This window comes from Mesorhizobium sp. M1312, from assembly GCF_040318115.1.
Classification (GTDB): Bacteria; Pseudomonadota; Alphaproteobacteria; order Rhizobiales; family Rhizobiaceae; genus Mesorhizobium.
In genome coordinates, this window is sequence record NZ_JAMYLQ010000022.1 from 1 (window position 1) to 26,411 (window position 26,411).

Here is a 26,411-nt window from a genome sequence, read left to right on the forward strand (position 1 = left end):
ACACAGTGTTTGAGCTTCGGATTTACCAAAACGGGTTTCCACTTTTGGTCCGAGGCTCCAAGGCGCCGCCCCGCTGGGGACTGGCCGGCGGCCCCGCAGAAGCGGGCCAGCCGTTCGCCTGGACTTTAGCCGAGCCCGGCTTCCTTGAGCTGGCCGTCGACGCTGGTGGCCAGCATGTCGAGGCCTTCGTCGATCGGCACTTCCTTGGCCACCATCTTCTGCAGCGTCGCCGCCCATTCGGTGGTGAGATCGAAGAACAGCGGCTGCGGGGTGAACTTGATGCTGGCGCCGGGCGCCGAAACGTCGAACATCTCGACATAGCCCGGATAGCTCTTGTTCAGCTTCTCGCGGAACATCTGGTCGTTCCAGACCGACTGACGCACCGGATTGACGAAGTCCATCTCGGTCGCACCGAACAACGCATGCTCGGGCCCGGATGCCCATTGCATGAAGTACCAGGTGGCGTCCTTGTCCTTCGAGAAATTGGACATCGACAGCGACCAGATCCAGATATTGGGCGTCGGCGCCTTGGCAGCGGGATTGGCCTTGAAGGCGGAGAAGGCGAGCTTGCCTGCCATCTTGTTGTCGCCGCCGTTCATGAAGTAGCCGAGAATGTCGGCGTCGAAGATCATCGCCGAGGCGCCGGCGCCAAGGTCGGTGCCGACCTGATACCAGGTGTAGGTCGACCAGTCCTTGGGGCCGCTCTCCTGGATCATCTGGACCCACTGCTTGTGGAAGGCCTTGGATTCGGCAGTGTTCATCGCGGCCGACAATTTGCCATCGGCCGAGACATTCAGGTCCTTCTGGTCAAAGTTGGCGTAGGCCGACAGGAAGCCGGGATGGATCGTCGCCCAGGAGCGTGAACCGCGCACGCCGATGCCGTAGACGCCACCACCAACATCCTTGGTGAGCTTGGCCGCCGTAGCGACCATCTCGTCCATATTGCCGGGAACGCTGACGCCGACCTTGTCGAACATACCCTTATTGTAGGTGATGTTGTTCTGTTCGAAGCCCCACGGGATGCACCACTGCTTGGCGTCGTCGGAACCGAGCACGCCGCCAGGCTGACCGTTCCAGGCGCAGGACTTCCTGACACCGGGCAGGAAGTCGTCCCAGGCATAGTTCACGTTGGTCTTGGTCGGATCCTTGATCCACTCGTTGAGGTCGGTGATCCAGCCGGCCGGGCCGTAGGTCCAGGTCATGTAGGCGCCGGTCATGAAGGCATCGTATTCAGGCGAGCTGGCCGACAGCGCAGCGGTGACCTTGTCGAAATAGACATCCTCCGGGAAGACGTCGTAGACGACTTCCATGCCGGTCAACTTTTTGAAGTTTTCAAGGTTGGCGATCATCGCATCCGCGTAGGGATGCTTGTTGAGCAAGAGCTTGATGGTCTTGCCCTTGTGCGCCTGCCAGTCGAAATCCGCCGCCAGGGCACGTGTCTGCCCCAGATTGAGCAGCGTACCGGCCGTGCCGGCGGCAAGGCCCATTGCGCCGAGGCCTTTGATCAGCCCACGACGATCGACTTGTCCGCGCAGGAACGCGTCGATCAGGTCTTTCTCTTTCTCATGCATGTGTCTTCTCCTCCACAGGGTAGTTTCAATCGAATGGTTGCCGGCTACCCGACCGGCGTCTGCTCCACGAGTGATCGCGCCGTCCGCTCATCGGTGACCAGGCCTTTGAGATAGCGGCCCTCCAACACCGACTTGATGGCACGAACCTTCACCTTGCCGCCGGCAACGGCGACAATCCTGCGATTGCTGATGTCTTCGCGCGCCAGCGCCAGCGCCCGGTTGGAAAGCGTCGTCTCGACCGCTTTTCCAGCATCGTCGAAGAAATGGCCGAGCAGTTCGCCGACGCCGCCCTTGCGGCGGATCTCCTCCATTTCACCCTTTTCGATCATGCCGGTGGCGACCAGCGACGCCTCGCGCTCGGCGGTGCCGATACCGGCAATGAGCAGGTCGGCGGCCTTGCCGAGATCGAAGACCTCGCTGATGCCTTTCTGCCCAAGCAGCACGGTTCGATCCTCGACCGTGTTGGCGAACATCGGCACCGGCATCACATAGGCTTCCGCGCCGGTCCGTTCCGCCAGGCGGTGAATGACATCGTGCGGATTGGCCGAGAACTTGCGCGTCAGGCCACCAAGCAGTGAAACGAAGCGGGTCTTTTCAGCCGATATGCGCGGCAGATATTCGACGCAGGCGGCGAGCGTGCGGCCGTGACCGACGCCGATCAGCGCATCCTCGCCGCGTTCGATCTCACGCTTGAGGAACTGCGCGCCGGCAATGCCGAGCGCCTTGAGCGGCAGGTCTTCGCCATCGAAGTCGGGAACGACCTCGCAATAGTCGAGGCCGTAGCGGCTGGACAAATCGTCTTCAAGCGCAACGCATTCCGACACTTCGCCGTCGATATAGACTTTGACCAACCCTTCCTGATTGGCCTTGGTGATGAGGCGATGCGCCTTGAGGCTGGTCAGGCCAAGCCGCTTGGCGACCTCCGACTGGGTCAGGCCGCCAGCATAATGAAGCCAGGCAGCACGCGTCGCCATACTGGTTTCATCGTCGCGCAGGAGGCCGTTTCCAAAACCAACCATTTCCGCCCTAGATATTTTTATCAGTTGGTGCAAAATTTTTCACAAGCCGCCGCCGGAGTCAAGCGCCGCGTAGTTCAAATTGCACCAAGAGGGCAAAAAAATTCAGCCCGCTGGAGAGCGATCGTGCAGGTTAGGGCCCGTTGAAGGGCCATGCCTATCGACCTGAAGGGCAAGGCTAAACGGCTCGCTCCAGGCGAACCGGTTGCATGGGCCGGCAAGGCCTGCTCCGCCGTCCAACACTGAGCGCATACCTGGGCTGGCGACGCCAAACGCCGCGTCTTGCTGAAAATCCTCTGCCTGCCGAACGGCGGTAGACTTCGCTTGCGGATCAGGCGGATTCGGGCACATTAGAACAGGGGCAGAGACGTATCGATCTTCGCTTCACGAGAGCTACAGTAATTCTTCACAAACGGCTATCTATCCTGGCGTCAGGCGTTTGGTTCGAGTCACGAGGGGCGCGGCTTGGAATTCGATTTGAAGACCATTGAGGCGCTTGCTCCCGATCAGGCGTCGCTGAGCGCCGCCTCGAAGCTTACCAAGCGATCGAACTGGCCGCGGCTCGAAAAGAATGAGCAGCAGGCGCTCATCTGGGGTGAATGCCAGGGCTCCGGCTCCAATCCCTATCGGGTGGTGGTCGACACAGGCGATCACGGCTACAAATGCACCTGCCCGTCGCGAAAATTTCCGTGCAAGCACACGCTGGCCCTGATGTGGATTGCAGCCACCGCGCCAGCCAGTTTTGCAGCCGCTGAATCGACACCGGAATGGGTGAATGATTGGCTCAGCCGGCGTAGGAAGACGACGCCACCGCCAGCGCAATCGGGACCCGGCGCGGCCAAGAGCATTGATGAAGCCGCACGGACGGACGGGAGCGCCGCCGTCGAAGACGCTGCGGCTGTGGAGCGTCGTGAGGCAGCGCAGCGCAAGCGGGCGGAAGACACACGAAAAGCCGTGTCGGCGGCGCTCGATGAGCTCGATCAATGGATCGCCGATCAGTTGCGGCTTGGTCTTTCCGGCTTCATCGACGCCAGCAGCGACCGTTGCCGCCGGATTGCCGCGCGGCTGGTCGACATGAAGGCAACCGCGCTTGCCGGTCGCATCGACGAGCTCCCATCGCGGCTGATGGCGCTGCGCAGTGAGGAAAGACCAGATGCGGCGATCCGCGAGCTCGGCAAGCTTGTGCTGCTGGCCAAGGCATGGCGGGCGTCGCCCGACGATCCCGAATTGAAGCGCCTCGTATCGACCTCTGAAACCCGCGAACAGGTCTTGGCCAATCCGGATGCAAGACAGGTCGAAAGCTTCTGGGAGGTTCTGGGCGAGAAGATCGAGAGCCGCCGCGACGGTCTCGTCAGCCATTCGACCTGGCTGCTTGATCTGAAGAGCGCTACCCCGCAATTTGCCGTGCTGCTCGATTATTTTCCGGCTTCCGCCGGACGGCGGTCCAACGCTTTTGCACCGGGCGATCGTTTCGATGCCCGGCTGGTCTTCTATCCATCACGCAAGCCGCTTCGCGCACTGGTGGCGGAACGCATGGGGGAAGTGATGTCCGGCGCGTGGCCTGATTTCACCTTCGGCGCCGCAAAGGACCCACTCGCCACGCATGCTTCCTATCAGGATGCTGCGCCTTGGATTGCCGACTGTCCCCTTATGCTGCCGCCTGGTGCGATCCTGATTGACGACCGCGGCACAGGCTGGTGGCAGGCCGCGGATGATCCGCACGGGATCGCCTTGCCGATCGCAGGCGCTGTCAATCAAACATTGCTTGGTCTCGACTTTGCGGCCACGGCAGCGCTCTGGGATGGCGCTCGGCTTGACCTTCTGGCGGCTCAAAGCGGGTTCGGGAGGCTTGACCTGTCGTGAATGAGGGCGAGCAGACAGGCCTGGCGACAATGCGCGATTGCTGGATCGCCGGCGGAGCCGCCTTCGATCTGGTTCCGACCGCCTGGAAGGCAATCGCCGGCGATGCAAGTGCCGACGAGCAGGAGCGCCGGCTCCTGGCAATCGCAGCGCAAGCGCTGGACGTCGCCCTGCGGCCGGCGGCGCCGAAGACGCTCAGGCGGCGGCCGCCGCTCCCCAGGCTTGCGCTCCCTATGCTGCCGGAGCGATTGCGGCCGCTGTTGAGAGCCGCTCTGAAACACGCCGCCGACGCGAGACGCAAGACGCGCGTGGTGACGCTTGTGGCCAGCCGCGGCTTTGTCCTTCATCCGATGGACTGGATGCCCGCCGCGTCGGATCAGAACAGCCCGGACGTCTACGCTCCCTGGATCGACTGGCAAGCAAGCGTGGACGAGGAGAGACATGCCCCGCAGGAGAAACTGACGGCGGAAAATTGGGATGAATTCTATCCCGCCGCGCGACGCATCGCGCTGGCAGACATGCGCCGCAGTGAACCGTCTTCAGCTCGAATGCTGATCGAGGCCAAGGCATCGGGCGAGCCCGCCGAGGTCAGGCTCGCGCTCATCGAACTCATGCGCTTCGGCCTGGGTGCCGATGATGCGCCATTCCTTAAAAGCCTCTCCGCCGACAGGTCCGGCAAGGTGCGCGAACTGGCTGGCCGGCTACTGGCAAGGTTGGGCGAGCACGGCCACTCAAACGAAGGCGGGGCGGATGATCCCGCAGTCGAACTCGCGGCCTTCATCAGCGAAGGCAAATCCGGCTTCATCCGCCGCCGGACAACTTACACGCCGGCGAAACTGAAATCCCCAGCGCAGGAAAAGCGCCGCGCCGAATTGTTTGAGACCTGCAATCTGGGCGACCTTGCCGCACGGTTCGGCACTACAGAAGCCGAATTCATAGGCGCCTGGCAGTTCGGCGCCGACAACAATGCCGACATGCTGATCGCACGAATGGTCGCCGCTTCAGGCAGTGATGCCGCGGTGACGCATATGGCGGACGCGCTTGTCGCCGATGGGGGCAAACCGGCGCTGTTCGTACTGCACCTCACGCCGCGCCTGGACAGTCGCAGACAACGAGCTCTCGTCCGGCTGATCCTCAAGCAAGCAAATTACCTCAGCGCGATCAATCTGGCGGAAGGCATTGATGCTGGTTGGCTGGAATGGGACGACCTTTCGAACGGGCCAGCTCTTGCGGCGCTGCGTTCCGCCGTTGCGGCAAACGACGACGCCATGCGCCGGGCCGACGATTTACTGGAAACGATCGGCTTCCTTGCCACCGCGATCGCAGCAGCAAAATTGATCGACGAGGTCGTCGCAGCCGGCATGCCGCCCGCTGCCCCATCACTCAGTATCCTGCGTCTAAACGCGGCGCTGGCCGAATATCAGTCTAGAACCGACACATGATCAATCCGGAGAATTCATATGAACGCTGCCATCCGTCTCCCGGTCGAGCAGGCCTATGCCTCTGAATTGCAGGCGCTGGCGCGCGGTGACGACAGGCAAAAGCCTGCCGGCTGGAGCCTCTCGCCGCAGGCTGTGCTGACCTATCTGCTGGGCGGGAAGGCCGGTGACGGCACGCCGGTAACACCAAAATATGTCGGTCGCCGCCGACTAATGGAGACCGCGGTGGCGACGCTCGCCACCGACCGCGCACTGTTGCTGCTCGGCGTTCCCGGAACGGCCAAGTCCTGGGTGTCGGAACATCTGGCCGCCGCCATTATGGGCGACTCGACGCTGATCGTGCAGTGCACGGCCGGCACCGACGAGAACCAGATCCGCTATGGCTGGAACTATGCACAACTTCTGGCAAAGGGCCCGAGCCAGGAAGCATTGGTGCCGACGCCGCTCTACCGCGCCATGCAGACCGGCAAACTCTGCCGGCTCGAGGAGCTGACGCGCATGGGCTCGGATGTGCAGGACACGCTGATCACCGTGCTTTCCGAAAAGATGATGCCGATTCCGGAATTGAACACATCGATCTATGCCCAGCGCGGCTTCAACATTATCGCCACGGCAAACAACCGGGACAAAGGTGTGAATGAGCTCTCCTCGGCACTCAAGCGTCGCTTCAATGTCGTGGTGCTGCCATTGCCGGAAGACATGGCGGAAGAGGTGGCGATCGTCTCCAAACGGGTCGACGAGATGGCCGGCGGGCTCGACCTGCCGGTGCCGAAAAATGTCGGTGAGGAGATAGCCCGGGTATTGACCATCTTCCGCGAATTGCGCTCCGGTGCGACCGCCGACGGCAAGGTGACGCTGAAGACGCCCTCGGGCTCGCTGTCGACCGCCGAGGCAATCGCGACGATGGTTGGCGGCCTGAGCCAGGCGGCGTGGTTCGACAGCGGCAAACTCGGCGCCGAAGGTCTAGCCGCCAGCCTTGTCGGCGCGATCGTGAAAGATCCGGTCCAGGACAAGGTCGTGCTGGAAGAATACCTGGAAACGGTGCTCAAGAAGCGGCCCGACTATGCCGGCTATTACGCGGCGCTGAACGCAGCGATCTGACGCTATGGGCGACGTCGTCTATTTCGGCATACGCCATCACGGGCCGGGTTCCGCCGACAGCCTTGTGCAGGCATTGCAGGATTTGCAGCCGGTCGCCGTGCTGATCGAGGGGCCGATCGATGCCTCCGCGCTGCTGCCGTTGCTGGCCCGCCCGGAGATGCAACCTCCGGTAGCACTGCTTTGCTATCCGGAGGAGGATCCAGCTTCGACAAGCTTCTGGCCGTTCGCCGAGTTCTCGCCGGAATATCAGGCGGTCCTTTGGGCCGTGGACAACAAGGCGGCGTTGCGCTTCATCGACCTGCCATCGTCGGCGCGCTTGGCGGAAGCGGCGGCCGATGGCGCGGAAAAAGTGGATGCTGGCGAAGCGAAAGAAGCAAGCGAGCATGATGACGTGGCTCCGCATCGGCGTGATCCGATAGGCACGCTGGCCCGCGCCGCCGGCTATGAGGATGGCGAAAGCTGGTGGTCGGACATCATCGAGCAGAATCCGGAACCAGGCCCGATATTCGCCGCCATCTCCGACGCGATGATGACGCTGAGGGATGGTGAAGGCTCGATCGCGCAGCTCGAGGCCCAGCGCGAAGCGCATATGCGGCTCGAAATCGGGGCGGCGCGCAAGGAATTCGACGGACCTATCGCCGTCGTCTGCGGGGCGTGGCATGTGCCGGCACTGCAGGCCACACACACGCAAAAAAACGATCAAGCCCTGCTTAAGGGGATTGCAAGGCGCAAGAGCACGATGACATGGGCGCCGTGGACGGGACCGCGTCTGGCGCTGGGCTACGGCTATGGCGCGGGCGTCGTCGCACCCGGCTGGTGCAAGCATCTCTGGCGCACGCGCGGCCGGCGCGATGCAGCAACCTTGTGGCTTGCAATGATTGCAGCGGTGCTGCGGGTGAAGGGTCACCTGGTCTCGACCGCTTCGCTGATCGAAGCCGAGCGGCTCGCCCGCACGCTCGCCGCGATTCGCGAGCGGCCGAAACCCGGGTTTGAGGAATTGCGCGACGCCGCAATTGCAGCTCTGTTCAATGGCGAAGCGTTGCTGTGGGCCCTGGTCGAGGCCGAGCTGCTTCTAGGTGCGGACGTCGGCGAAATTCCACCCGACACGCCGTTGGCGCCGTTGATCGAGGATCTGCAGCGCAACCAGAAGGCGGCGCGGCTGAAACCTGAAGCGCTGGAGCGGGAACTATCCGTCGACCTGCGAAGCGACAGCGGGCTGTTTCGTTCGACATTGCTGCATCGGCTGAACGTGCTTGGTGTGCATTGGGGCAAGTTGACGGACGCCGGTCGCAGCCGTGGCACCTTCCGCGAGCGGTGGACCCTGGCCTGGGAGCCGGAATATGCCGTCCGTCTGGTCGAGAACCTGATTTACGGACCGACCATCGAAAAGGCTGCCAACGGCCGCCTGATCCAGATGATCGACGCGGCGGCAACCCTCGATACGCTTGCTGCACTGGTCCAGCGCGCTATTACGGCAGGCCTGTCGGAAGCGTCGACAGCCGGTCTTGCGGCCCTGGAGGCGCGGGCGGCGCACAGCAGCGAATGCCTGGAGATCCTGGCGTCGGTGTCGCCGCTCGCCGACATCATCCGCTACGGCGAGGCCCGCAAGACGCAGACGAACCGGCTTTCCGGCCTCATGGAGCGGCTGATCGTCGAAGGTGCGATCGCGCTTCCTTATGCGGCACGCGATCTGGATGAGCAGGCCGCCGCGGCCCTGGCTGGAGCGATGCGCAAGGCCGATGAGGCGATCAGGCTGGTCGAGGCCGGGGAAGACGTGCTGAACGGATGGCGCAACGGGCTGGCTGCCGTGCTGGAGGGGTCGCGGTCGACGGCGCTGCTGGCCGGATGCGCCGCGCACCTGCTCTACGAGGCCGGCCGGCTGCCCGCCGAAGCCGCGGCCGGGTTGCTCGGGCGACGCCTGTCGCCGGGCACGCCGGTCGCTGAAGCGGCAGGGTTCTTCGAGGGCTTCTTCAGCACAGCCGGTCAACGGCTGATCTATGATGAAGGTCTGCGCGGCGCTGTCGATTCCTGGCTTAAATCGCTCGACGAAGATGCTTTCATCGCGCACCTGCCGTTGCTGCGCCGCGTCTTTTCCAATCTGGACAGCATGGAGCGCCGGCGGCTGATCGAGGCAGTTCTCGGCCGCGCCGCGCGCTTGCCGGCCGGCCTGACGCCGACGCCGGATGGCGGCGAGGCGTGGCGCCGACACCTGGAGCTGCTTGGACCATTGCTCACGGGAGGAAACGGCAATGGATGACGAGGGCGAAATGAACGAGGCCGGCCCACTCACAGCCGATGGCGGAAGGGAGCGCCGCTGGCGCCTGGCGATCGGCGCCGCCGATGAGGCATCGCCGTCGCTTTCCAGCGACGACAAACGGCTTTCGGCGGCGCTCGATGCTCTCTACGGCGATGGCGACAGCGCCGCAGCCAGCGACCCGCGCAAGCGGCGCGGCGGACTCGGCCGCTCGGCGCCGCGCGCTGCACAGTGGATGGGCGACATTCGCTCCTTCTTTCCCGCGCAGGTCGTTCAGATCGTCCAGAAGGACGCTTTCGAACGGCTGGACCTGAAGCAGATGCTGATGGAGCCGGAATTCCTCAAAGCGATCGATGCCGACGTCAACCTCGTCGCCGACCTGATTTCGCTGCGCTCGGTCATGCCGGCCAAGACGAAGGACATCGCCCGCACGATCATCGCCGATATCGTTGCCAAGCTGATGCAAAGGCTGGAGCAGAAAACCGCCGAGGCGATACGCGGCGCACTCGACCGATCGAGGCGCACCAACCGCCCGCGTGCACGCGATATCGACTGGCAGCGCACCATCTCGGCGAACCTTCGCCACTACCAGCCCGAGCATAAGACTATCGTGCCGGAGAAGCTGGTTGGTTTCATGCGCAAGCAGCGCCGGCTGGTCGATCTCGACGAAGTCGTTCTCTGCGTCGACCAGTCCGGCTCGATGGCAAGCTCGGTGATCTACGCCTCGATCTTCGCAGCGGTGATGGCCTCGCTGCCGGTCGTGCGCACCAAGCTCGTCTGTTTCGACACGGCCATCGTCGACCTTACCGAGGAACTCAGCGATCCCGTCGAAGTGCTGTTCGGCGTGCAGCTTGGCGGCGGCACCGATATCAACCAGGCCGTCGCCTATTGCGCCGACCGTATCGAGCGACCAACCAAGTCGCACCTGGTGCTGATCACCGACCTCTACGAAGGCGGCAATGGCCAGGAGTTGCTGCGGCGGCTGGCGGCGCTGGTTCGATCCGGCGTCAATGTCGTCGTGCTTCTGGCACTGACCGACCAAGGCCGGCCCGGCTATGATCCGGCAATGGCAGGTTCGGTTGCCGCACTTGGTATTCCCGTCTTCGCCTGCACGCCGGATCTGTTCCCGGACATGATGGCGGCGGCATTGCGCCGGGATGATATCGGCGCCTGGGCGGCGGGCGCCGACATCAAGCTGGTTCGTGCCGAGGCCGAAGCGCCTAGGGCGAACGAGTGAGCCCCATGTCACAGAAGGTTGCCGAGCTCCTGTCGCGGCTGGAAAAGCGGCTGGACAGGTCAGCGGTTGTTTCGGCCTACGAGGCAGGACTACGCTACCGGGAAGACCCAGACAGCAAGACAGGCGCACCGCCGGAGTTCGTGCTGCGTCCGCGCACGGCCGGCGAGGTGTCGGACATACTGCGCCTGTGCAACGAGGCGGGGCAGAGGCTCGTCATCCAGGGTGGCCGGACCGGGCTTGCCGGTGCGGCTCGCATCCAGCCCGGCGAAGCGGTGCTGTCGCTGGAGCGCATGACGGCGATCGAGCCCCCCGACCACGAGGCGGCGACGATCATCGCCGAGGGCGGCGCGCCGCTGCAAATGGTGCGGGACGCGGCCGATGCGGCCGGCTTGCTGTTCGGCGTCGACATCGGCGCGCGCGGCACGGCCACCGTCGGCGGCAATGTTGCCACCAATGCCGGCGGTATCCGCGTACTGCGCTACGGCATGTACCGCGCGCAGGTGCTCGGCCTGCAAGCTGTGCTTGCCGACGGCAGCATCCTAACGTCGCTCAAGGGCTTGCCCAAGAACAATTCCGGCTATGACCTCAGCCAGCTCTTCATCGGCAGCGAAGGTACGCTGGGCGTCGTCACGCGCGCCTGCCTGCGGCTGCACCCGAAGCCGGCCACCGAGGTCAACGCCTTCTGCGCGCTCGCGTCGCTCGAAGCGGCGATCGCGCTGCTTACGCTGCTCAGGCAGAAGCTCGGACCGTTGCTGTCGGCTTATGAGGTGAATATCGCACCGCTCTATGGCGCCATGGTCGCCGGCATGGACGCGCCGGCGCCGCTGCCCGTCGGCTCGCCCGTCTATGTGCTCGCCGAGATACAGGGCAGCGAGCCCGACCGCGACGGCGACCGTTTTGCCGACGTGCTGATGCAGGCGGTTGAGGACGGGGTGATCGATGACGTGATCGTCTCGCAGTCGCCGCGCGAATTCCGCGCGCTGTGGGCGGTGCGAGAAGACGCCAACCGCTTCCTGTTTTCGATAAAAGGCCTGATCAGCGTCGACATCAGCCTCCCGCTGGCAAGGATGGGAAGGTTCCTGCGAGAAGCGGAAGCGGCAATCCGGGCCATCGACCGCAACGCCGAAATCTACGTCTTCGGCCATCTCGGCGACGGCAATCTGCATTATCAGGTGCGCACCGTGGATCCGGCGGCGGCGTATGACATCGTCTATCGTGGCGTGGCTGCAGCCGGCGGCAGCGTCTCGGCCGAACATGGCATCGGCGCCGACAAGAAGGAATGGTTGCACCTGGTGCGCAGCGATGCCGAGATCGCCGCCATGCGGCGCTTGAAAGCGGCTTTCGACCCGAACAATATCCTCAATGCCAGGCGGGTCTTCGATCTCGCGCCCGTCTGAAAATCGAAGGCCGGAAGGTTCCTCTACTTCATGTCCTTCAATTCCGCATGCGCCACTGCGATGCGAGCGGCAAGCGCGGCATTGTTACGGACCAGCGCGATGTTGGCTTTCAGGCTGCGACCCTGCGAAAGCTCGTTGATGCGGGTGAGCAGGAACGGCGTCAGTTCCTTGCGCCCGATGCCGCGTGTCCCGGCTTCGGCCACCGCTGCCGTGATCGTGCCGTCGATGAAGGCCGGATCGAGCGCATCCTCCTCGGGAATCGGATTGGCGACGAGGATGCCGGTGCCGGAGCCGATCTGCTCGTGCAGCAGCATGGCCCCCGCAATGTCCCCCGGCGTGTCGAGGCGGTGATCGGCTTTCAGTCCGCTGGAGCGGGTATAGAAGGCCGGAAAATCATCACTCTGATAGGCAATCACCGGCACGCGTTGCGTCTCCAGATATTCCAGCGTTTTTGCAATATCGAGGATCGATTTTACGCCGGCGCAGACGACGGTCGTGCCGGTCTGGCCGAGTTCGGTGAGGTCGGCCGAGATATCGAAAGTGGCCTCGGCGCCACGATGCACGCCGCCGACGCCGCCGGTCGCGAAAATGCCGATGCCGGCCAATGCGGCGATCCGCATCGTCGCCGAGACGGTGGTTCCGGCCGAACCGCCGCGCACCATGATGGCGGCGAGGTCGCGCCCGGAGGCCTTGACCACGTCTTTTGCCGCTGCCAGCTGTTCCAGTTCACGGTCGTCGAGCCCGGCCTTGATCTTGCCGGCGACCACCGCGATGGTGGCGGGCACAGCACCGTTCTGGCGCACCACGGTTTCGACGCCGCGCGCAGTCTCCAGATTGGCAGGATAAGGCATGCCATGGGTGATGATCGTCGATTCCAGCGCCACCACCGCGCGGCCTTCTCGAAGTGCTGCCGCGACTTCGTCGTTCAGGTGGAGAAGGGAAGGTTTCATCGTCATTTCGCTTTCAGGGTTCGGCTCGCGTTCAGGCGGGAATGCGGTACATGCCGGCGGTTAGGAAGCGCGGCGACAGATCGGGATGGACGCTGGATTCGCTTTCGGTGGTCAGCGTGGCGAGCAGCGCCCCGGTGCGCGCTGCGTCGAGCACGGGATCTCCCGAAAGCACCTTGTACATGGTGCCGGCAATCATCGCGTCGCCGGCGCCGGTGATATCGACGGTGCGGGCCGGGACGGAACGCATTGTCGTCACGCCGCTTTCGGTCGCGACCGCAAATCCATGCGCGCCCATGGTCACGATCACCTCGCTGGCGCCGGCCGCGCGCAGCGCCGCGGCTGCCTCTTTCGGCTTCAGCCGCTTGTCGGCATCGGTGATGCCGAGCATCGAATTGGCCTCGTCATGGTTGGTGAACAACAGGTCGATGCCGCTCAGGTCTTTCGGCAGGCGCGCCGATTTCGGCGACGACACCGTGTCGACGGCGAGTTTGAAGCGCGCGCCCTGCTTACGTGACATCAGCGCTGCGATCGTTGCAGCCGGCAGATTGCAGTCGATGAACACCCATGTCGCCGAAGCCAGATGCGGCCAGAAGCGGTCGAGATAGGCCGGCGAAAACAGATCGAATATCTCCATGTCGGCGATGCCGAGCACGAGATCATTGTTGAGATCGAGGATGGCCACATATTCCGCCGTCGGCCGCTCCGTAGTGGTGATGACCTGGCTGACGGCGGCGCCGAGGTCGCGCAGATGCCGCACCAGCGAGCGGCCGGTTTCATCATCGCCGACAATCGAGACGAAGCTTACGTCGATGCCAAGGCGGACGAGGTTCTCGGCGACGTTGCGGGCGACGCCGCCGAAGCTGCGATAGCCGTCGACCGGGTTCGACGTTTCGAAGATCAGATCCTTCTTGGCGTGATACTTACGGTCCAGAACCGCGCCGCCGATGCAGATCATGCGCTTGGAGGCCGGCAAGACATAGCCGCGACCAAGAATGTAGCCCTTGTTTACGAGCTGCACGATGTGGGCCGCGACGGTCGAACGGGCAATGCCGAGCGCGGTTGCTATGTCCTGCTGGCCGGCGAACGGGTTCGCTGCGATGAGGTCGAGAACCGCCTGTTCCTGTGCTCCAAGGTCGTCCATCGTCTCACCCGCCCGTCCAGTTCGTCCCTAAAGGTTTGAACAACAACAGATGATCTTGTCAACATTTGTTTGGAGCGACAGGAGGTCTCCCTCAATGCCATCGGCTGGTACTGGTCGACGCCTGGCGGCGCATCACATTACTTATTGCGACGGCAGGAACTTGAAAGCAAGCGGATGAGCGAACAGGAGTTGATGTCGGAGCTGGAGCGGTTGGTTTCCGAGGACCGAAACCCGAAGACGATGGATATCGACCTGCTGCCAACCATCGAGATCCTGCGCAAGGTCAATGACGAGGACAGCGGCGTCCCGGCCGCCGTCGAGAAAGTCATTCCGGAAATTGCTGCCGCGGTAGACCGGATCGTTAGTGCGTTTCAAAAAGGCGCGCGCCTTGTCTACATGGGCGCCGGCACGAGTGGCCGGTTGGGAGTTCTCGACGCCTCGGAGTGTCCACCGACATTCGGCGTGCCCGAGGACATGGTGCTCGGCCTGATCGCTGGCGGCCCCAAAGCGCTGGTGCGGGCTGTGGAAGGCGCCGAGGATGATCCGCAACAAGGCGTGAAGGCACTGCAGGATATCAGGTTGACCGCCGACGATGTGGTGGTCGGCATCGCGGTCAGCGGCCGCACGCCTTATGTCATCGGCGGTTTGACTTACGCAAAGCAGGTGGGAGCGACGACAGTGGCGCTCTCCTGCAATCCCAGATCGACCATTGCCGGCATTGCCGACGTTGCCATCTCTCCGCTTGTCGGCCCCGAGGTTCTCGCCGGCTCGACCCGGCTGAAGTCGGGGACCGCGCAAAAGCTGGTTCTCAACATGCTGACGACAGCCAGCATGATCCGGATCGGCAAGAGCTATCAGAACCTGATGGTCGACCTTAATCCCAGCAACAAGAAACTCGTCGCCAGGGCGGTTGGGATCGTGATGCAGACCACCGGCTGCACAGCGCAGCGGGCACGACAGGCGCTCGACCAGACCGGCAAAGACGTGAAGCTGGCGATCCTGGTGACAATCACCGGCATGAGCGTCGAAGAGGCGCGCAAGGCGCTCGACAATGCGGGAGGATTCCTGCGAAAGGCGATAGGCGAAAAGACGTTGTGAAGCCGCCTGGATACCGGGATACTGGTATACAGAACGGATCGACCTCGACAAAGGCAAGGCAATGGACCTTGCTCACCAACCGGATCCATCCGACACATCAACAGCGGGATTATCGAGATTCGCCAACCGGTCGGCGATCCGTCAACGGAGCCTAACAAGTGAAAAGTGGGGAACCAAGCTGGGCCGTCGGCCTGATGACCGGCACCGTGCTGGACGGCAATATCGATGTTGCGCTGATCAAGACCGACGGCGAGCGGATCGCGGATTTCGGCACTTACACGCTGGCGCCCTACCCCAGATCAATCCGCACTCTGCTGGAGGATACGCTGGATCAGGCCAGGGCGTGGAATTTTGCCGGGCCGGAACCGGCGATCTTTCGCGAAGCTGAAGAAGCCCTGACGCGCGCCCAGTCAGCAGCCGTCAAGGACCTCGTCGAAAGCTATGGGCTGACGATGGCCGATATCGGCGTCGTCGGCTTCCATGGCCAGACCGTGCTGCATCGCGCCCCGCAAACCGGCCGGCTCGGCCAGACCCGCCAGCTCGGCGATGGAGCGTTGATGCATGCCATACTGGGCACCAAGGTCGCCTATGATTTCCGCTCGGCCGACATGCGCGCCGGCGGGCAAGGCGCGCCGCTGTCGGCCGCCTACCACGCCGCGCTGCTGCGCGATGCCGATATCAGCGGCGACACGGCGGTGCTCAATCTCGGCGGCGTCGCCAACATCACTTGGTGGGACGGCAAGGACAATGTCGTCGCCTTCGACACAGGACCGGCCAATGCGCCGTTGAACGATTTCATCAAGGCGAAAGGGCTTGGCGAAATGGATCGCGACGGCGCGCTCGCGCGGACCGGCACCGTCGACGAAGCCCGGCTGGCCAAGCTCCTGCAGCATCCCTACCTGGCCAAGCCCTATCCAAAGTCGCTGGACCGGTTCGATTTCGGCGCAGCCATGGCGGATGGGATCAACGCTGAGGATGGCGCCGCACTGCTGACGGCCTTCACCGCCGCAGCCGTCGGCAAGGCGCTCGACCTCCTGCCGCACCGGCCGAAGCGGCTGGTGGTCAGCGGTGGCGGCCGCCACAACCCGACGATCATGGCCATGCTTGCCAGCCGCGCCGGCGTCGAAGCGGTGCCGGCGGAGGCGCTCGGCTGGAAGGGTGATGCGGTCGAGGCGGAGTGCTTTGCCTTCCTTGCGGTTCGCGTGCTCAGGGGCCTGCCGATCAGCTTCCCGACCACCACCGGGGTGCCACAGCCGATGCGCGGCGGGCGCCTTGCCGGCTGATCAAGTCGACAATTTCTTCTGCAAGAAGACGCGGGCGCGGTCGACGGGAAAATCGGGAAGCACGCCGAAAGGCTGATATCCCTGACGCTCATAGACGTTTGCCGCTTTCGGATTGAACGTGTCGATCAGGGCGCCATGACAGCCGCGTGCGACGGCTTCCTGTTCGGCTGCGTCCAGCATCCTGCCGGCCATGTGCTGGCCGCGCAGTCGCTCATCGACCCAGAGCCATTGCACATAGAGCCAGCCCCAGGCGGTGTATCCCGAGATGCCGGCGACAACCGCACGGTGCTCGTCGCGTACGAACACGGCGAGTGCCTTCCTGTTGGCCGGACCGACGTCGCTGTCGTTGAACGCGCTGAGCCGCTCCCCGAGAAAAGCGAGTTCTTTCGGCGAAGGGTCGGCGGTGGTTTCAAGCGTCATGTTCATCGCTTGTCCAGACAGGCTCACAGCCGGATACCCGTATACAGCGCTCCCGGACGCGTGGCACTTTCATTTACATTTATCGAAGGAAAGGAGGGGAGCGCAAGCTCTGCCGCCGCGTGGCTCCGCGACTACACGGGCCGCGGCGAACGCCACGCCGCCGCCGAAGCGGCGACCAGCATGAGCAACGCTGCAACCACTGCCGATGCCGCAAAACCAAAGCTGGAATAAAGCGGTCCGAAAGCGGTGGCGCCGACAAACACCGCGAGATAGGTCACGGCGCTGTTCAAGCCCATGATCGTGCCGCGCCGCGCCGGATCGAGCGCCGAAAGGCGCATCACCAGGACGTTCAGTCCAAAATGATTGGCAAGGCCCCAGACTGCGACCATCGCGATGACCAGGCCGAAGCTGCCGCTTGATGCGGCAAGCGCGACGTAGATGATCGCGACGAGGAGATAGGCGAACGGCATGACGCGTCGCGCGCCCAGGCGATCGATCACGCCGTCGAGAAGTGCCGCCATGCCGAAGCCAGCGCCATAGGCGAGTGCGGCCAAGCCATTGGCGCTGACCGGCTGTCCCAAGCCATTGTGAAGGTGATCGCCGAGATAGCCGTAGACGCCGTAGAAGGCGGTCATGAAGGCGCCGCAGGCGACCAGAAGCGGCACTATGCCGGGAACGGCCAAGGCGCCGAGCGGCGTCGGCGCCGGACCGCTTTTCCTAACGTCGCTCAGCGACGTCAGCGTAAGAGCGGTCAACGCGAGCGCCGCAAGCACCGCGACCGCCGCGAAAACTGCGCGCCAGTGCAGCAGATCGGCAATTACAGCCGACAACGCGACACCAGCGACCATGCTCAGGGTCCAGCCGGTCAGCACGACGCCGATCGTCCCGCTCTCGCGGCCAGGCGGCGCGATCGCAGCGGCGCTGGCGTAGATTGCCGGCATGGCGACGCCGGCGGCGATGCCGGCGAAAAGCTGGGCCGCAACCAGCGTCGTTACCGTCGGCGCAGCGGCGCTGGCGAGAAGCGCTATCGCCAGCAGCAGCAACGCCGCTTGCAGCATACGGCGAGCGCCGAGCCGGTCGATATAGCGTGCCAGGAACAAGGCGCTTGCTGATGTCCCCAGGCCGAACGCGGCGGACGCGATCATGACGGCCGGCACGCTCGTCGCAAACGACGCGGCCACTGCCGGTGCTATCGGACCGAGAACCAGCGAGTTGGAGCCGATCACCGCGATGCATCCGGTCAGGAGATAGGCGAGCGCCGGGATAGGCGGCCTTGCCGTCAATGTTGCGACTTGATCACTGTTCGTCATACGGCAATAATGGCCGTATTAAATTCTGTATCAATCAGGAATTTCGATATGGATGAAGAAACAGATGGCATTCTGCAGAACAGGCCTGCTGCCCGTGGCATCGACCCGATCGACCGAAAAATATTAGGCGTTCTGGTCGATGACGCTACGATCAGCTATGCCGAGCTCGGCGAACGTGTCGGCCTGTCACCCCCGGCAGCCCATGAACGGGTGAAGCGCCTTCGGCGCAGCGGCGCCATTCGCAACACCGCGATAATCATCGACCCCAAGGCGGTGCGCAAGCCGTTGCTCGCTTTCGTGCACATCGACACCAAGGGTTGGGGAAAGACCCCCGAACTGATGGCGATTTCCGAGCACCCCGAAGTCGAGGAGATTCATTCGGTGGCCGGCGACACATGCATGCTGATCAAGGTCCGCACCGAGGACACAAGGGCGCTCGAAGGCCTGCTGTCGCGGCTTTACGAAACGCCCGGCGTCACCTCGACGCGAAGCTACGTGGTTTTATCGACCTATCTGGAGCGGCCGGTGCAGCCCGGGATCACGACGGAATGGCCAACGCCCCGGCACATGGCCAAGCCGCTGTATTAGGGGTCGCCCTGTCTTCAATCAACCAAGCTCCAAGGTCGTGATTGCAAAGACCCCGGATTGCGCTAACTGCGGCGCTTTTCCCTTGTACATTCGAGCCGTTTCGAAGCCCGGGTGGAGGCCGGTGGACGTCAGCTGAGCTACGAAATGCCCGTTTGTCTCGGGAACGTCGAGATAGACATTTCCGGGTCCCGCGGTGTTGGCGAGCGCGGCAAAAAGGCGGCTTGCCGCGTCCAGGCTGTTGGAAAAGAGCGGCCCGATCTTGCAGCCGTCGCGGCATCGGCGCGCGACGCCATATCCCTCGATCGCGCCATCCCTAACGATCGCAAGCGCCATGTGCGGCGGGCGCAGCCATTGTTCCAGGAAGGATCGCCTCGGAGCGGGAAAGAAGCGGCTGTCGTAGTCCAGGACATCGGGCATGAGTTCCGGGTCTATGGCACGAATACCACTGTCGGCGGTTGCCGGAACACCCGGCGATCCGACGAACCGGATCGTCCGGTAGACCGGCGCAAAACCCATGCTGCGGTAATTGGCCTGCTGTTCGACGACACCATCGAGGCCGATCGTACGGTCGCCGAGCCGCGCCATGCCGGCATCCCAGACCGCCTTGCCATGACCCTCTCCTCGCCTGTCCGGCCGACAGATATAGAGGCCGATGAAGCCGAAATCGTCACCATAGGCGACGGCCGAAATTCCGGCCACCATCTCGCCATCGACAAAGGCGCCGATGAAGCCGTCTGGATCCGCCGCATGGAACGCCACGGCATCGCCGAGGCCGGGATTCCAGCCCTCCGCTGCCGCCCAGTCGACAAGGGTTTCCACGTCTTCAAGTGCGAGCGTTCTGATCGTTCGGCGCATTGCGGTCACTCGGCGGCAACAGATCAGGGGGCGAAGGATTTCAATGCGCCACGATAAGGCTTTGCCAGTGGGCTTGCATAGGCGCCACGCTTGGAGGTCGACAGGCCAAGCGCGATCAGAGCCTCGGCCTGCTTGACCGCTGCGCCGACGCCGTCGATGACCGGAACGCCGAATTCCCGCTGCAGCTCGGCTGCGAGATCGGCCATGCCAGCGCAGCCGAGCACGATGGCCTCGGCGCGATCCTTGTCGAGCGCGCGCGCGATCTCGCCCCGCAGTTTCAGGATCGCGTCCGATGCCGGGTCTTCGAGAGCAAGAACCGAGATATCGGCGGCGCGCACGCGGGCCCGCCCCGCCATGCCATAGCGCTGCACCAGCCCTTCGACCGGCACGCGCGAGCGCTCGGTCGTGGTGACTACGGTGAAGCGCTGGGCGATGAACGAGGCCGTGCTGAGCGCTGCCTCGCAGATGCCGATGACCGGAATGTTGGCCATGGCGCGCGCGGCATCGAGGCCGGTATCGTCGAAACAGGCGATGATCGCGGCTTGCGCGCCTGAGCGCTCGCCGGCGGCGATCTCGACCAGCAGGCCCGGCACGGCAAGCGCCTCGTCATAATAGCCTTCGATCGATACAGGCCCCATGGACGAGGTGACCGCGACGATGTCCGTGCCGGCGCCGGCCACGAGCCGCGCCGCCGCTGCAATGGTTTCGGTCATGCTGGCGGTCGTATTGGGATTCACCACGAGGATTTGCACTGGGGGTCTCATGCACGCGCCAGGCGGCCGACATAGAGGATTGCGCCGAGCGTCAGCAGGATCACCAGGAAGGAAAATACTGTCGTCACGGTGCCCAGCGCATAGAGCACCGGCGTCGTGACATTCGTCGTCATGCCGTAAATTTCGAGCGGCAGCGTGTTGAACGTGCCCGAGGTCATCAGCGTGCGGGCAAACTCGTCATAGGACAGGGTAAAACCGAACAGGCCGACACCGATCAGGCTGGGCGCGATCATCGGCAGCACGACATGCGCGAAGGTCTGCCAGGAGGTCGCCCCGAGATCACGCGCGGCTTCCTCATAGGCCGATGAGAACCGGTTGAAGACGGCGAACATGATCAGCACGCCGAAGGGCAAGGTCCATGTCAGATGCGCACCGAAGGCGGATGTATACCAGGCGGGGCGGAAGCCGATCTGCTGGAAGACGACGCCGATGCCGAGCGAGATGATGATCGACGGCACGACCAGGCTGGCGACCGCCAGATAGAACAAAGCGGTGGCGCCGCGAAATTTTTGGCGGAAGGCAAGACCAGCGAGAAGCGACACGCCGACGGTCACGATCATCACCATCAGGCCAAGGATGAAGGAGCGTTTGAAGCTGCCGCCGAAATCGCCGACCGCCTGGCGCTCGAACAGATTGGCGAACCAGTGCAGCGAAACACCGTTCAGCGGAAAGGTCAGCCCGCCATTCTCGCCCTGGAAGGAGAGGATCAGGATCGCCGAAAGCGGGCCGTAGAGAAACAGCACGAAAATAGCGAAGAACGCCGCCAGCACGTAGAATTCGAAGGTGCGCTTGTCGTGGGTCACGTCACAGCTCCTTGCGAATGTCGACGATGCGCAGGATGCCGGCGACCATCAGCAGCACCAGCACCAGCAGCACGACCGCGTTGGCGGCCGCCGCCGGATATTGCAGCAGCGACATCTGGTTTTTCATCATCAGCGCGACGGAGGCGCTCTGCCCGCCGGACATCACCTGCACTGTCGAAAAGTCGGCCATCACCAGCGTGACGACGAAGATGGTGCCGATTGCCATGCCGGGCTTGGCGAGCGGGATGATGACGTTCCAAAGAACCTGCCAGCCGGACGCGCCGGCGTCGCGCGCGGCTTCGATCAGCGACTTGTCGATGCGCATCAGCGTGTTGAAGATCGGCGTCACCATGAACAGCGTGTAGAGATGCACCATGGCGAGCACCACGGCGAATTCGGAATAAAGCAGCCATTCGATCGGCTTCGGGATCAGCCCCATCTGCACCAGCGTCGAGTTGACCAGGCCATTGCGGCCAAGCACCGGAATCCACGAGATCATGCGGATGATGTTGGAAGTCAGGAACGGCACGGTGCAGACCAGGAACAGCACCATCTGCATGGCAGTGGTCCTGATATGGAAGGCGAGGAAATAGGCGACCCCAGAAGCCGACGAACAGCGTCAGCGCCCAGACGATGGCGGCGTATTTCAGCGTGTTCAGATGGGTTTTCCAGGTGACCCAGGAGCCGAGCGTGTCGGCGTAGTTGGTGGTCAGGAAATCCGGGTACATCGCCGCGAAATCGTAGTCCCAGAAGGAGACCACGGCGATCATCAGGATCGGCAGCAGAAGGAAGGCGCCGAGGATCAGCGCCAGCGGCGCCGCCTGGAGGTAGGGGACGAGGGCGTTGATCGAGAGCCGGCGGCGTCTGGCGGGTCTGGCGGCGGCTATAGGCTGGTCGAGAGCCACGGTCATCCGGAACCCCTTCGGGACGATGTGGCGAAAGAGAAATTTTGCCAGATTGCGATCCTTCCCACCCCCCTCTGTCCTGCCGGACATCTCCCCCGCTAGGGGGGAGATTGCGCCCTCAATGCCGCTTTCGCCAACCATCGGCGCTGCAGGAATGACGCCGGCAGCGCAACTGCCAATCTCCCCCCTTGCGGGGGAGATGTCCGGCAGGACAGAGGGGGGTGGGAAGGAATGAGGCATCTCAAATGGCGCGTTGGTTTTGCACTACGCCGCGATGAACTCGTTCCAGCGCCTCACCATGTAGCGGTCCTCGTCCATGACCGAGTTCCAGCAAGCGACCTTGCCCATGCGCTCGACGAAGGAGCCGCCGTCGCGCACCGCGCCCGCCTTCTCCATGATCTTGCCGTCTGGCGCCAGGATATCGCCCTTTGCCGGCTTGCCGTCGACCCAGTAGCCCCATTCGTCCTCGGACATGAACTGCTTGGCCGTGTCCATGGCGGCCGAGTAGTAGCCCTGGCGATTGAGATAGGCGCCGACCCAGCCGGACAGGTACCAGTTGATGTATTCGTAGGCGGCGTCGAGTTCGGCGCCCTTGAGATGCGCCGCCAGGCCAAGGCCGCCGCCCCACGAGCGATAGCCTTCCTTGAGCGGCTGGTATTTGCAGGCGATGCCCTTGGAGCGCACCGCAGCGACCGCCGGCGACCACATCGACTGGATGACCACTTCGCCTGAAGCCATCAGGTTGACGCTCTCGTCGAACGATTTCCAGAACGCCCGGAACTGGCCGTCCTGCTTGGCCTTGATCAGGAAGTCGATCGTCTTGTCGATCTCCTCTTTGGTCATATTGCCCTTGTCGGCGTATTTGATGTTGCCCATGGCTTCCATGATCATCGCAGCATCCATGATGCCGATCGACGGGATGTTGAGGATGGCGGCCTTGCCCTTGAAGGCCGGATCCATGATGTCGGCCCAGGTGGTGATGTCGCGGCCGACAAGGTCGGGGCGGATGCCGAGCGTATCGGCATTGTAGATGGTCGGAACCATCGTCATCCACTGCGTCGGTTCCTTCGCGAAGGTCTTGGCGTCCTGCGCCTCGACGAAGCCGACCGTATGCGGCGCGGTGCCCTGGGCGATGACGCTGTCGGGCGTCAGCTTGCCGGTGATGAACAGCGGCACGATCTTGTCGTAATATTTCAGCTTCTTGACATTCATCGGCTGCATCACCCCGGACGGATACACCTTCTTGGCGATCCAGTATTCGATGTCGGCAATGTCGTAGCTGTCCGGCTGGGTCACCGCGCGCTGGGCGGCGGCGTCGGAGTCGGTCGCCGTCATCTCCAGCGTGATGCCGAGGTCGGCCTTGCACTTGTCGGCGATGGCGTTGAGGTTGGACACGCCGGTGCCGAACTGGCGCAGCGTGATCGGGTTCTGCGCCCAGATCGTCGGGAAGCCTGATATGACACCGGAGCCGGCGGCAAAACCGACGGCGGCGGCACCTGTCTTGAGCAGCGAGCGGCGGGAAATTCCTGTCTTCTTGTCGGTGGTGTTGGTCATGTCAGTTCCCCTTTTTTGATTGGTTGTTCTGGTTCAGGAATCGAGACGGCCAAGGACGATCGCGTCCTCGGCGTCCCAGGCGATCGGTATGGCGTCGCCGACGGCGACCGGCTTGGCGAAGAAGCTGGTGTCGTCGACGATCACCGTGAAATCCTCGATGCCGGCGCCATTGACCGAAAGCTTCACGGTCGAGCCGCGGTATTCGACGTTGGAGACGATGCCGGTGAACCCGAGCCCCGCGGCCGGCGGGTCGCCGATCCGAACATGGTCGGTACGAATGGCGATATCGATCGGCTCACCAACCTGCCTGCCCTGCCCGCTGGCCGCAAGCGAGCCGCCACCAGGAACATCGAAGACAACCATGCCGTCGCGGCTGCCACTGACGCGGCCGGAGACGACGTTGTGATCGCCCATGAAACGGGCGACGAACGCGGTGGCCGGCCGCTCGAAGACGACGCGCGGATGCGCCGCCTGCTCGATGCGGCCGTCGTTCATGACCACGATCAGGTCGGCGAGCGCCATCGCCTCCTCCTGGCTATGGGTGACGTGAACGAAGGTGATGCCGAGCGACGTCTGCAGCTTCTTCAGTTCCGCCCGCATGCGGATCTTCAGGAACGGATCGAGTGCCGATAGCGGCTCGTCGAGCAGCAGCGCCTCGGGGTCGGTGATGAGCGCCCGGGCCAGGGCGACGCGCTGTTGCTGTCCGCCCGAAAGCTGCGCCGGGCGGCGGCCGGCATAGGCTTCCATCTGCATCAGCTTCAGCATGACGAGCGCCTTGGCGCGGCGCTCTTCCTTGCCGATACCCTTCATCTTGAGGCTGAACGCAACATTGTCGATCAGGTCGAGATGCGGAAACAGCGCGTAGGACTGGAACATCATGGCGGTGCCGCGCTGGGCCGGCGGCAGATCGGTGACCACAATATTGCCGAGCCGCACGTCGCCGCTGGATATGCTCTCGTGGCCGGCAATCATGCGCAGCGTCGAGGTCTTGCCGCAGCCGGACGGGTCGAGCAGGCAGCAGTAGGTTCCCGCGGGGATTTTCAGGCTGATGTCTTCGACGGCAGTCGTTGCGCCGTAGATTTTCGAAACGGACACGATGTCGATTTCGGGGGCTTTGGACATCCAGCTTCCTCTCTGCTCAACTTAAGCAAAGCATCATGCATGCCAATTGCCCTATGTCGGCCTCAAGCGATTGAAACCTTAGGAAAATCAGGATTGCATTCAGCTGCCCCCCGAAACGGCATGCTTGTGCAATGCACAAATTATAGGCGATAGCGGGCGATTCTCGCAAAAATCGTATGCAATCTTTTCTGACATCGTATTCACTTTGGCCCTCGTGCACGCGGCCCGATTCAGGGTAGAAAGGTGCAGGGACTACCATCATGAATATAGCCGACCAGACTTTCCCTGCTGTCGACAATGCCAACGAGGATCGCGCCCAGGCGATCCGCGACCAGTTGCGCGATGCGATCGTCGATCGCCGGCTGGCGCCCGGAACCAAGCTGTCGGAAGGCGAGGTCGGCACTTTGTTCGATGTCAGCCGCACCGTGGCCCGCGCGGCGCTGCAGATGCTCTCCTTCGAAGGATTGGTGCGGACCGAGCGCAATCGCGGCGCCTTCGTCGCCAATCCGTCGCCGGAGGAAGCGCGTCAGGTCTTCGCTTCGCGCCGGCTGATCGAGCCCGGCATCGCGATTGCCGCAGCCGGCCGGATGACGCCGGACCATGTCGCTGCCTTCAAGGCGCAGCTCGATGAAGAGGGCCGCTTCATTGCCGAACGCGGACCAAATGCAAGACGGTCGGAAATCAAAGCTTCGGGCGATTTTCACCTGCTGCTGGCTTCGGTTGCCGGAAACCCGATCCTCCAGCGCTTCATGGAAGAACTGGTGGCGCGGTCATCGCTGGTGATCGCGCTTTATGGCCGCTCGGGCGTCTCGAGCTGTGGCCATAGCGAGCACATGAATATCCTGGAGGCGCTGGAAAATGGCAATTCCGATCGCGCCAGCGCGCTGATGCTGCACCACATCGACCATATCGAGGCCGACCTCGATCTGCGCATCAGGAGCGGTCCGGCGCTCAGGCAAGCGCTCGAATTCTGACGCTCATTTCGACCGGAGGGACGCGAAAACGGCGCCCCTCAAAGCCGCTCCGCCCGGATTTTCAGGATCTGGTACAGCATGTCGCGAATGCGCCGCAGCCCCATCGACCATTTTTGGCTCATCTGCATTCCAGTTCTGTTTGCCGACTGCCTGCATTGATCGCCTCCATCAGAAGGTCTGTGCCGCCATGGCCATTCCAACCGCCGAGGTAGCGAGCCCCGCGGTGCGGACCGTCATCGGCCAACCAGCGAGCTTGAGGACGGACACCACGCCGATCGCGTGAAACATCGACGTGCCGAGCACGAAGCCCGCAGCGTAAGCGATGCCGCTGGCGCTCTCGGGGATCTCAAGGCCGTGGGCGTTGCCGTGAAAGAGGCCGAACAGGGCCGTCAGTGCTGCGGCGGCGGGCAGCGGCAGCGGCTTGGCAAGACCGACCATGGCGCCAAAGACCACCAGCGACAGCGCGATGCCGGTTTCAAGCGAAGGCAGGCCAATGCCCGCCATGCCGAGCAAGGCTCCGGCGACCATGGCCGAGACAAAGAACAGCGGGACAAGGACAATACTGCGCCCGCCGGTGCGAGCGCCAATGATGCCGACCGCGATCATGGCGAGCAGATGATCGATGCCGAAGAGCGGATGTTCGAGGCCGGCGAAAAAGCCGTGGGCGTGAGGGGCGCCGCTATGGGCAAACGCCAGTGATGGTGTGAGGGCGGCGAGAGCTGAAAGGGTGCCAAGTCTAGCTAATGTTTTCATGGTTGTA

At 63.4% G+C, this 26,411-nt stretch carries 22 protein-coding genes and 1 pseudogene; 10 read left to right on the plus strand and 13 right to left on the minus strand.

Annotated features, from left to right (window positions below; translation table 11 throughout):
- Positions 1-125: 125 nt before the first annotated feature.
- Both NKH36_RS22760 and NKH36_RS22765 read right to left on the minus strand, forming a co-directional pair.
- Positions 126-1,571, minus strand: coding sequence for an ABC transporter substrate-binding protein (locus NKH36_RS22760; protein ID WP_123146896.1), 1,446 nt, complete (start codon positions 1,569-1,571; stop codon positions 126-128).
- 44 nt (positions 1,572-1,615) lie between these two features.
- The gene (locus NKH36_RS22765) at positions 1,616-2,590 is read right to left on the minus strand and encodes a sugar-binding transcriptional regulator (RefSeq protein WP_352961901.1); all 975 of its coding nucleotides are present in this window, start codon (positions 2,588-2,590) and stop codon (positions 1,616-1,618) included.
- A 462-nt stretch (positions 2,591-3,052) separates the two neighbouring features.
- On the opposite strand from NKH36_RS22765, the gene NKH36_RS22770 reads away from it, so the two are divergent.
- Genes NKH36_RS22770 through NKH36_RS22795 form a run of 6 tightly spaced genes read left to right on the plus strand, consistent with a single transcriptional unit; the run spans position 3,053 to position 11,875 of the window.
- Complete coding sequence (locus tag NKH36_RS22770) at positions 3,053-4,450, plus strand: SWIM zinc finger family protein (RefSeq protein ID WP_352961898.1); 1,398 nt, start codon at positions 3,053-3,055, stop codon at positions 4,448-4,450.
- On the plus strand, positions 4,447-5,889 hold the full coding sequence (locus NKH36_RS22775) for a DUF5691 domain-containing protein (protein WP_352961895.1): 1,443 nt from the start codon (positions 4,447-4,449) through the stop codon (positions 5,887-5,889). The genes NKH36_RS22770 and NKH36_RS22775 overlap by 4 nt, the downstream gene beginning before the upstream one ends.
- 18 nt (positions 5,890-5,907) lie before the next feature.
- A complete protein-coding gene (locus tag NKH36_RS22780; RefSeq protein WP_287336526.1) occupies positions 5,908-6,987 on the plus strand; it encodes an ATP-binding protein in 1,080 nt (359 codons plus the stop codon).
- A 4-nt stretch (positions 6,988-6,991) separates the two neighbouring features.
- On the plus strand, positions 6,992-9,244 hold the full coding sequence (locus NKH36_RS22785; RefSeq protein WP_352961892.1) for a DUF5682 family protein: 2,253 nt from the start codon (positions 6,992-6,994) through the stop codon (positions 9,242-9,244).
- The gene (locus NKH36_RS22790) at positions 9,237-10,478 is read left to right on the plus strand and encodes a VWA domain-containing protein (RefSeq protein ID WP_352961890.1); all 1,242 of its coding nucleotides are present in this window, start codon (positions 9,237-9,239) and stop codon (positions 10,476-10,478) included. Before NKH36_RS22785 ends, NKH36_RS22790 begins: the two co-directional genes overlap by 8 nt.
- A gap of 5 nt (positions 10,479-10,483) precedes the next feature.
- Positions 10,484-11,875 carry an FAD-binding oxidoreductase gene (locus tag NKH36_RS22795; protein ID WP_352961887.1) on the plus strand — a complete coding sequence of 464 codons (1,392 nt, stop codon included), beginning with the start codon at positions 10,484-10,486 and terminating at the stop codon, positions 11,873-11,875.
- Between the two features lie 23 nt (positions 11,876-11,898).
- Here the strand turns inward: NKH36_RS22795 and NKH36_RS22800 are convergent, their stop codons facing one another.
- Together NKH36_RS22800 and NKH36_RS22805 are read right to left on the minus strand one after the other, a co-directional pair.
- On the minus strand, positions 11,899-12,825 hold the full coding sequence (locus NKH36_RS22800) for a pseudouridine-5'-phosphate glycosidase (RefSeq protein ID WP_352961884.1): 927 nt from the start codon (positions 12,823-12,825) through the stop codon (positions 11,899-11,901).
- A gap of 31 nt (positions 12,826-12,856) precedes the next feature.
- Positions 12,857-13,966: a carbohydrate kinase gene (locus NKH36_RS22805; protein ID WP_352961882.1), complete on the minus strand. Its 1,110-nt coding sequence runs from the start codon at positions 13,964-13,966 to the stop codon at positions 12,857-12,859.
- A 174-nt stretch (positions 13,967-14,140) separates the two neighbouring features.
- Between NKH36_RS22805 and murQ the strand changes: the two genes are divergently transcribed.
- Together murQ and NKH36_RS22815 are read left to right on the plus strand one after the other, a co-directional pair.
- Positions 14,141-15,064 (plus strand): N-acetylmuramic acid 6-phosphate etherase, encoded by a 924-nt coding sequence (gene murQ, locus NKH36_RS22810; protein ID WP_352961880.1) that lies wholly within the window; start codon positions 14,141-14,143, stop codon positions 15,062-15,064.
- 158 nt (positions 15,065-15,222) lie between these two features.
- The gene (locus tag NKH36_RS22815; RefSeq protein ID WP_352961877.1) at positions 15,223-16,347 is read left to right on the plus strand and encodes an anhydro-N-acetylmuramic acid kinase; all 1,125 of its coding nucleotides are present in this window, start codon (positions 15,223-15,225) and stop codon (positions 16,345-16,347) included.
- On the opposite strand, the gene NKH36_RS22820 is transcribed toward NKH36_RS22815, so the two are convergent.
- On the minus strand, positions 16,348-16,773 hold the full coding sequence (locus tag NKH36_RS22820; RefSeq protein WP_352961875.1) for a GNAT family N-acetyltransferase: 426 nt from the start codon (positions 16,771-16,773) through the stop codon (positions 16,348-16,350).
- A gap of 125 nt (positions 16,774-16,898) precedes the next feature.
- Positions 16,899-18,077, minus strand: coding sequence for an MFS transporter (locus tag NKH36_RS22825; protein WP_352961872.1), 1,179 nt, complete (start codon positions 18,075-18,077; stop codon positions 16,899-16,901).
- Positions 18,078-18,125: 48 nt separating this feature from the next.
- Here NKH36_RS22825 and NKH36_RS22830 point away from each other — a divergent pair, with 48 nt between their 5' ends.
- On the plus strand, positions 18,126-18,665 hold the full coding sequence (locus tag NKH36_RS22830; RefSeq protein WP_352961870.1) for an Lrp/AsnC family transcriptional regulator: 540 nt from the start codon (positions 18,126-18,128) through the stop codon (positions 18,663-18,665).
- An 18-nt stretch (positions 18,666-18,683) separates the two neighbouring features.
- On the opposite strand, the gene NKH36_RS22835 is transcribed toward NKH36_RS22830, so the two are convergent.
- From NKH36_RS22835 to NKH36_RS22860, 6 genes and pseudogenes are all read right to left on the minus strand, one after another.
- Positions 18,684-19,520 (minus strand): GNAT family N-acetyltransferase, encoded by an 837-nt coding sequence (locus NKH36_RS22835; RefSeq protein WP_352961867.1) that lies wholly within the window; start codon positions 19,518-19,520, stop codon positions 18,684-18,686.
- A 23-nt stretch (positions 19,521-19,543) separates the two neighbouring features.
- Positions 19,544-20,272, minus strand: coding sequence for an aspartate/glutamate racemase family protein (locus tag NKH36_RS22840; protein ID WP_502912092.1), 729 nt, complete (start codon positions 20,270-20,272; stop codon positions 19,544-19,546).
- Positions 20,273-20,280: 8 nt separating this feature from the next.
- Complete coding sequence (locus NKH36_RS22845; protein ID WP_352961862.1) at positions 20,281-21,096, minus strand: ABC transporter permease; 816 nt, start codon at positions 21,094-21,096, stop codon at positions 20,281-20,283.
- A gap of 1 nt (position 21,097) precedes the next feature.
- Positions 21,098-22,007: pseudogene (locus tag NKH36_RS22850) on the minus strand (ABC transporter permease).
- A 258-nt stretch (positions 22,008-22,265) separates the two neighbouring features.
- Positions 22,266-23,555: an ABC transporter substrate-binding protein gene (locus NKH36_RS22855; protein ID WP_352961859.1), complete on the minus strand. Its 1,290-nt coding sequence runs from the start codon at positions 23,553-23,555 to the stop codon at positions 22,266-22,268.
- 33 nt (positions 23,556-23,588) lie between these two features.
- Complete coding sequence (locus tag NKH36_RS22860; RefSeq protein ID WP_352961856.1) at positions 23,589-24,677, minus strand: ABC transporter ATP-binding protein; 1,089 nt, start codon at positions 24,675-24,677, stop codon at positions 23,589-23,591.
- Positions 24,678-24,937: 260 nt separating this feature from the next.
- Between NKH36_RS22860 and NKH36_RS22865 the strand changes: the two genes are divergently transcribed.
- A complete protein-coding gene (locus NKH36_RS22865; protein WP_352961853.1) occupies positions 24,938-25,651 on the plus strand; it encodes a GntR family transcriptional regulator in 714 nt (237 codons plus the stop codon).
- A gap of 168 nt (positions 25,652-25,819) precedes the next feature.
- Here NKH36_RS22865 and NKH36_RS22870 read toward each other — a convergent pair whose 3' ends face one another.
- Entirely contained in the window at positions 25,820-26,404 is a 585-nt protein-coding gene (locus tag NKH36_RS22870) for a HupE/UreJ family protein (protein WP_352961851.1), read from the minus strand.
- Positions 26,405-26,411: the final 7 nt, after the last annotated feature.

What these genes read in the sequence shown, in the direction of transcription:
- NKH36_RS22800 (WP_352961884.1), bottom strand. Translation starts at nt 12,825, where the DNA reads ATGAAACCTTCCCTTCTCCACCTGAACGACGAAGTCGCGGCAGCACTT.
- NKH36_RS22870 (WP_352961851.1), bottom strand. Translation starts at nt 26,404, where the DNA reads ATGAAAACATTAGCTAGACTTGGCACCCTTTCAGCTCTCGCCGCCCTC.
- NKH36_RS22785 (WP_352961892.1), top strand. Translation starts at nt 6,992, where the DNA reads ATGGGCGACGTCGTCTATTTCGGCATACGCCATCACGGGCCGGGTTCC.
- NKH36_RS22855 (WP_352961859.1), bottom strand. Translation starts at nt 23,555, where the DNA reads ATGACCAACACCACCGACAAGAAGACAGGAATTTCCCGCCGCTCGCTG.
- NKH36_RS22835 (WP_352961867.1), bottom strand. Translation starts at nt 19,520, where the DNA reads ATGCGCCGAACGATCAGAACGCTCGCACTTGAAGACGTGGAAACCCTT.
- NKH36_RS22830 (WP_352961870.1), top strand. Translation starts at nt 18,126, where the DNA reads ATGGATGAAGAAACAGATGGCATTCTGCAGAACAGGCCTGCTGCCCGT.
- NKH36_RS22790 (WP_352961890.1), top strand. Translation starts at nt 9,237, where the DNA reads ATGGATGACGAGGGCGAAATGAACGAGGCCGGCCCACTCACAGCCGAT.
- murQ (WP_352961880.1), top strand. Translation starts at nt 14,141, where the DNA reads ATGAGCGAACAGGAGTTGATGTCGGAGCTGGAGCGGTTGGTTTCCGAG.
- NKH36_RS22805 (WP_352961882.1), bottom strand. Translation starts at nt 13,966, where the DNA reads ATGGACGACCTTGGAGCACAGGAACAGGCGGTTCTCGACCTCATCGCA.
- NKH36_RS22760 (WP_123146896.1), bottom strand. Translation starts at nt 1,571, where the DNA reads ATGCATGAGAAAGAGAAAGACCTGATCGACGCGTTCCTGCGCGGACAA.
- NKH36_RS22820 (WP_352961875.1), bottom strand. Translation starts at nt 16,773, where the DNA reads ATGAACATGACGCTTGAAACCACCGCCGACCCTTCGCCGAAAGAACTC.
- NKH36_RS22780 (WP_287336526.1), top strand. Translation starts at nt 5,908, where the DNA reads ATGAACGCTGCCATCCGTCTCCCGGTCGAGCAGGCCTATGCCTCTGAA.
- NKH36_RS22865 (WP_352961853.1), top strand. Translation starts at nt 24,938, where the DNA reads ATGAATATAGCCGACCAGACTTTCCCTGCTGTCGACAATGCCAACGAG.
- NKH36_RS22860 (WP_352961856.1), bottom strand. Translation starts at nt 24,677, where the DNA reads ATGTCCAAAGCCCCCGAAATCGACATCGTGTCCGTTTCGAAAATCTAC.
- NKH36_RS22825 (WP_352961872.1), bottom strand. Translation starts at nt 18,077, where the DNA reads ATGACGAACAGTGATCAAGTCGCAACATTGACGGCAAGGCCGCCTATC.
- NKH36_RS22765 (WP_352961901.1), bottom strand. Translation starts at nt 2,590, where the DNA reads ATGGTTGGTTTTGGAAACGGCCTCCTGCGCGACGATGAAACCAGTATG.
- NKH36_RS22795 (WP_352961887.1), top strand. Translation starts at nt 10,484, where the DNA reads ATGTCACAGAAGGTTGCCGAGCTCCTGTCGCGGCTGGAAAAGCGGCTG.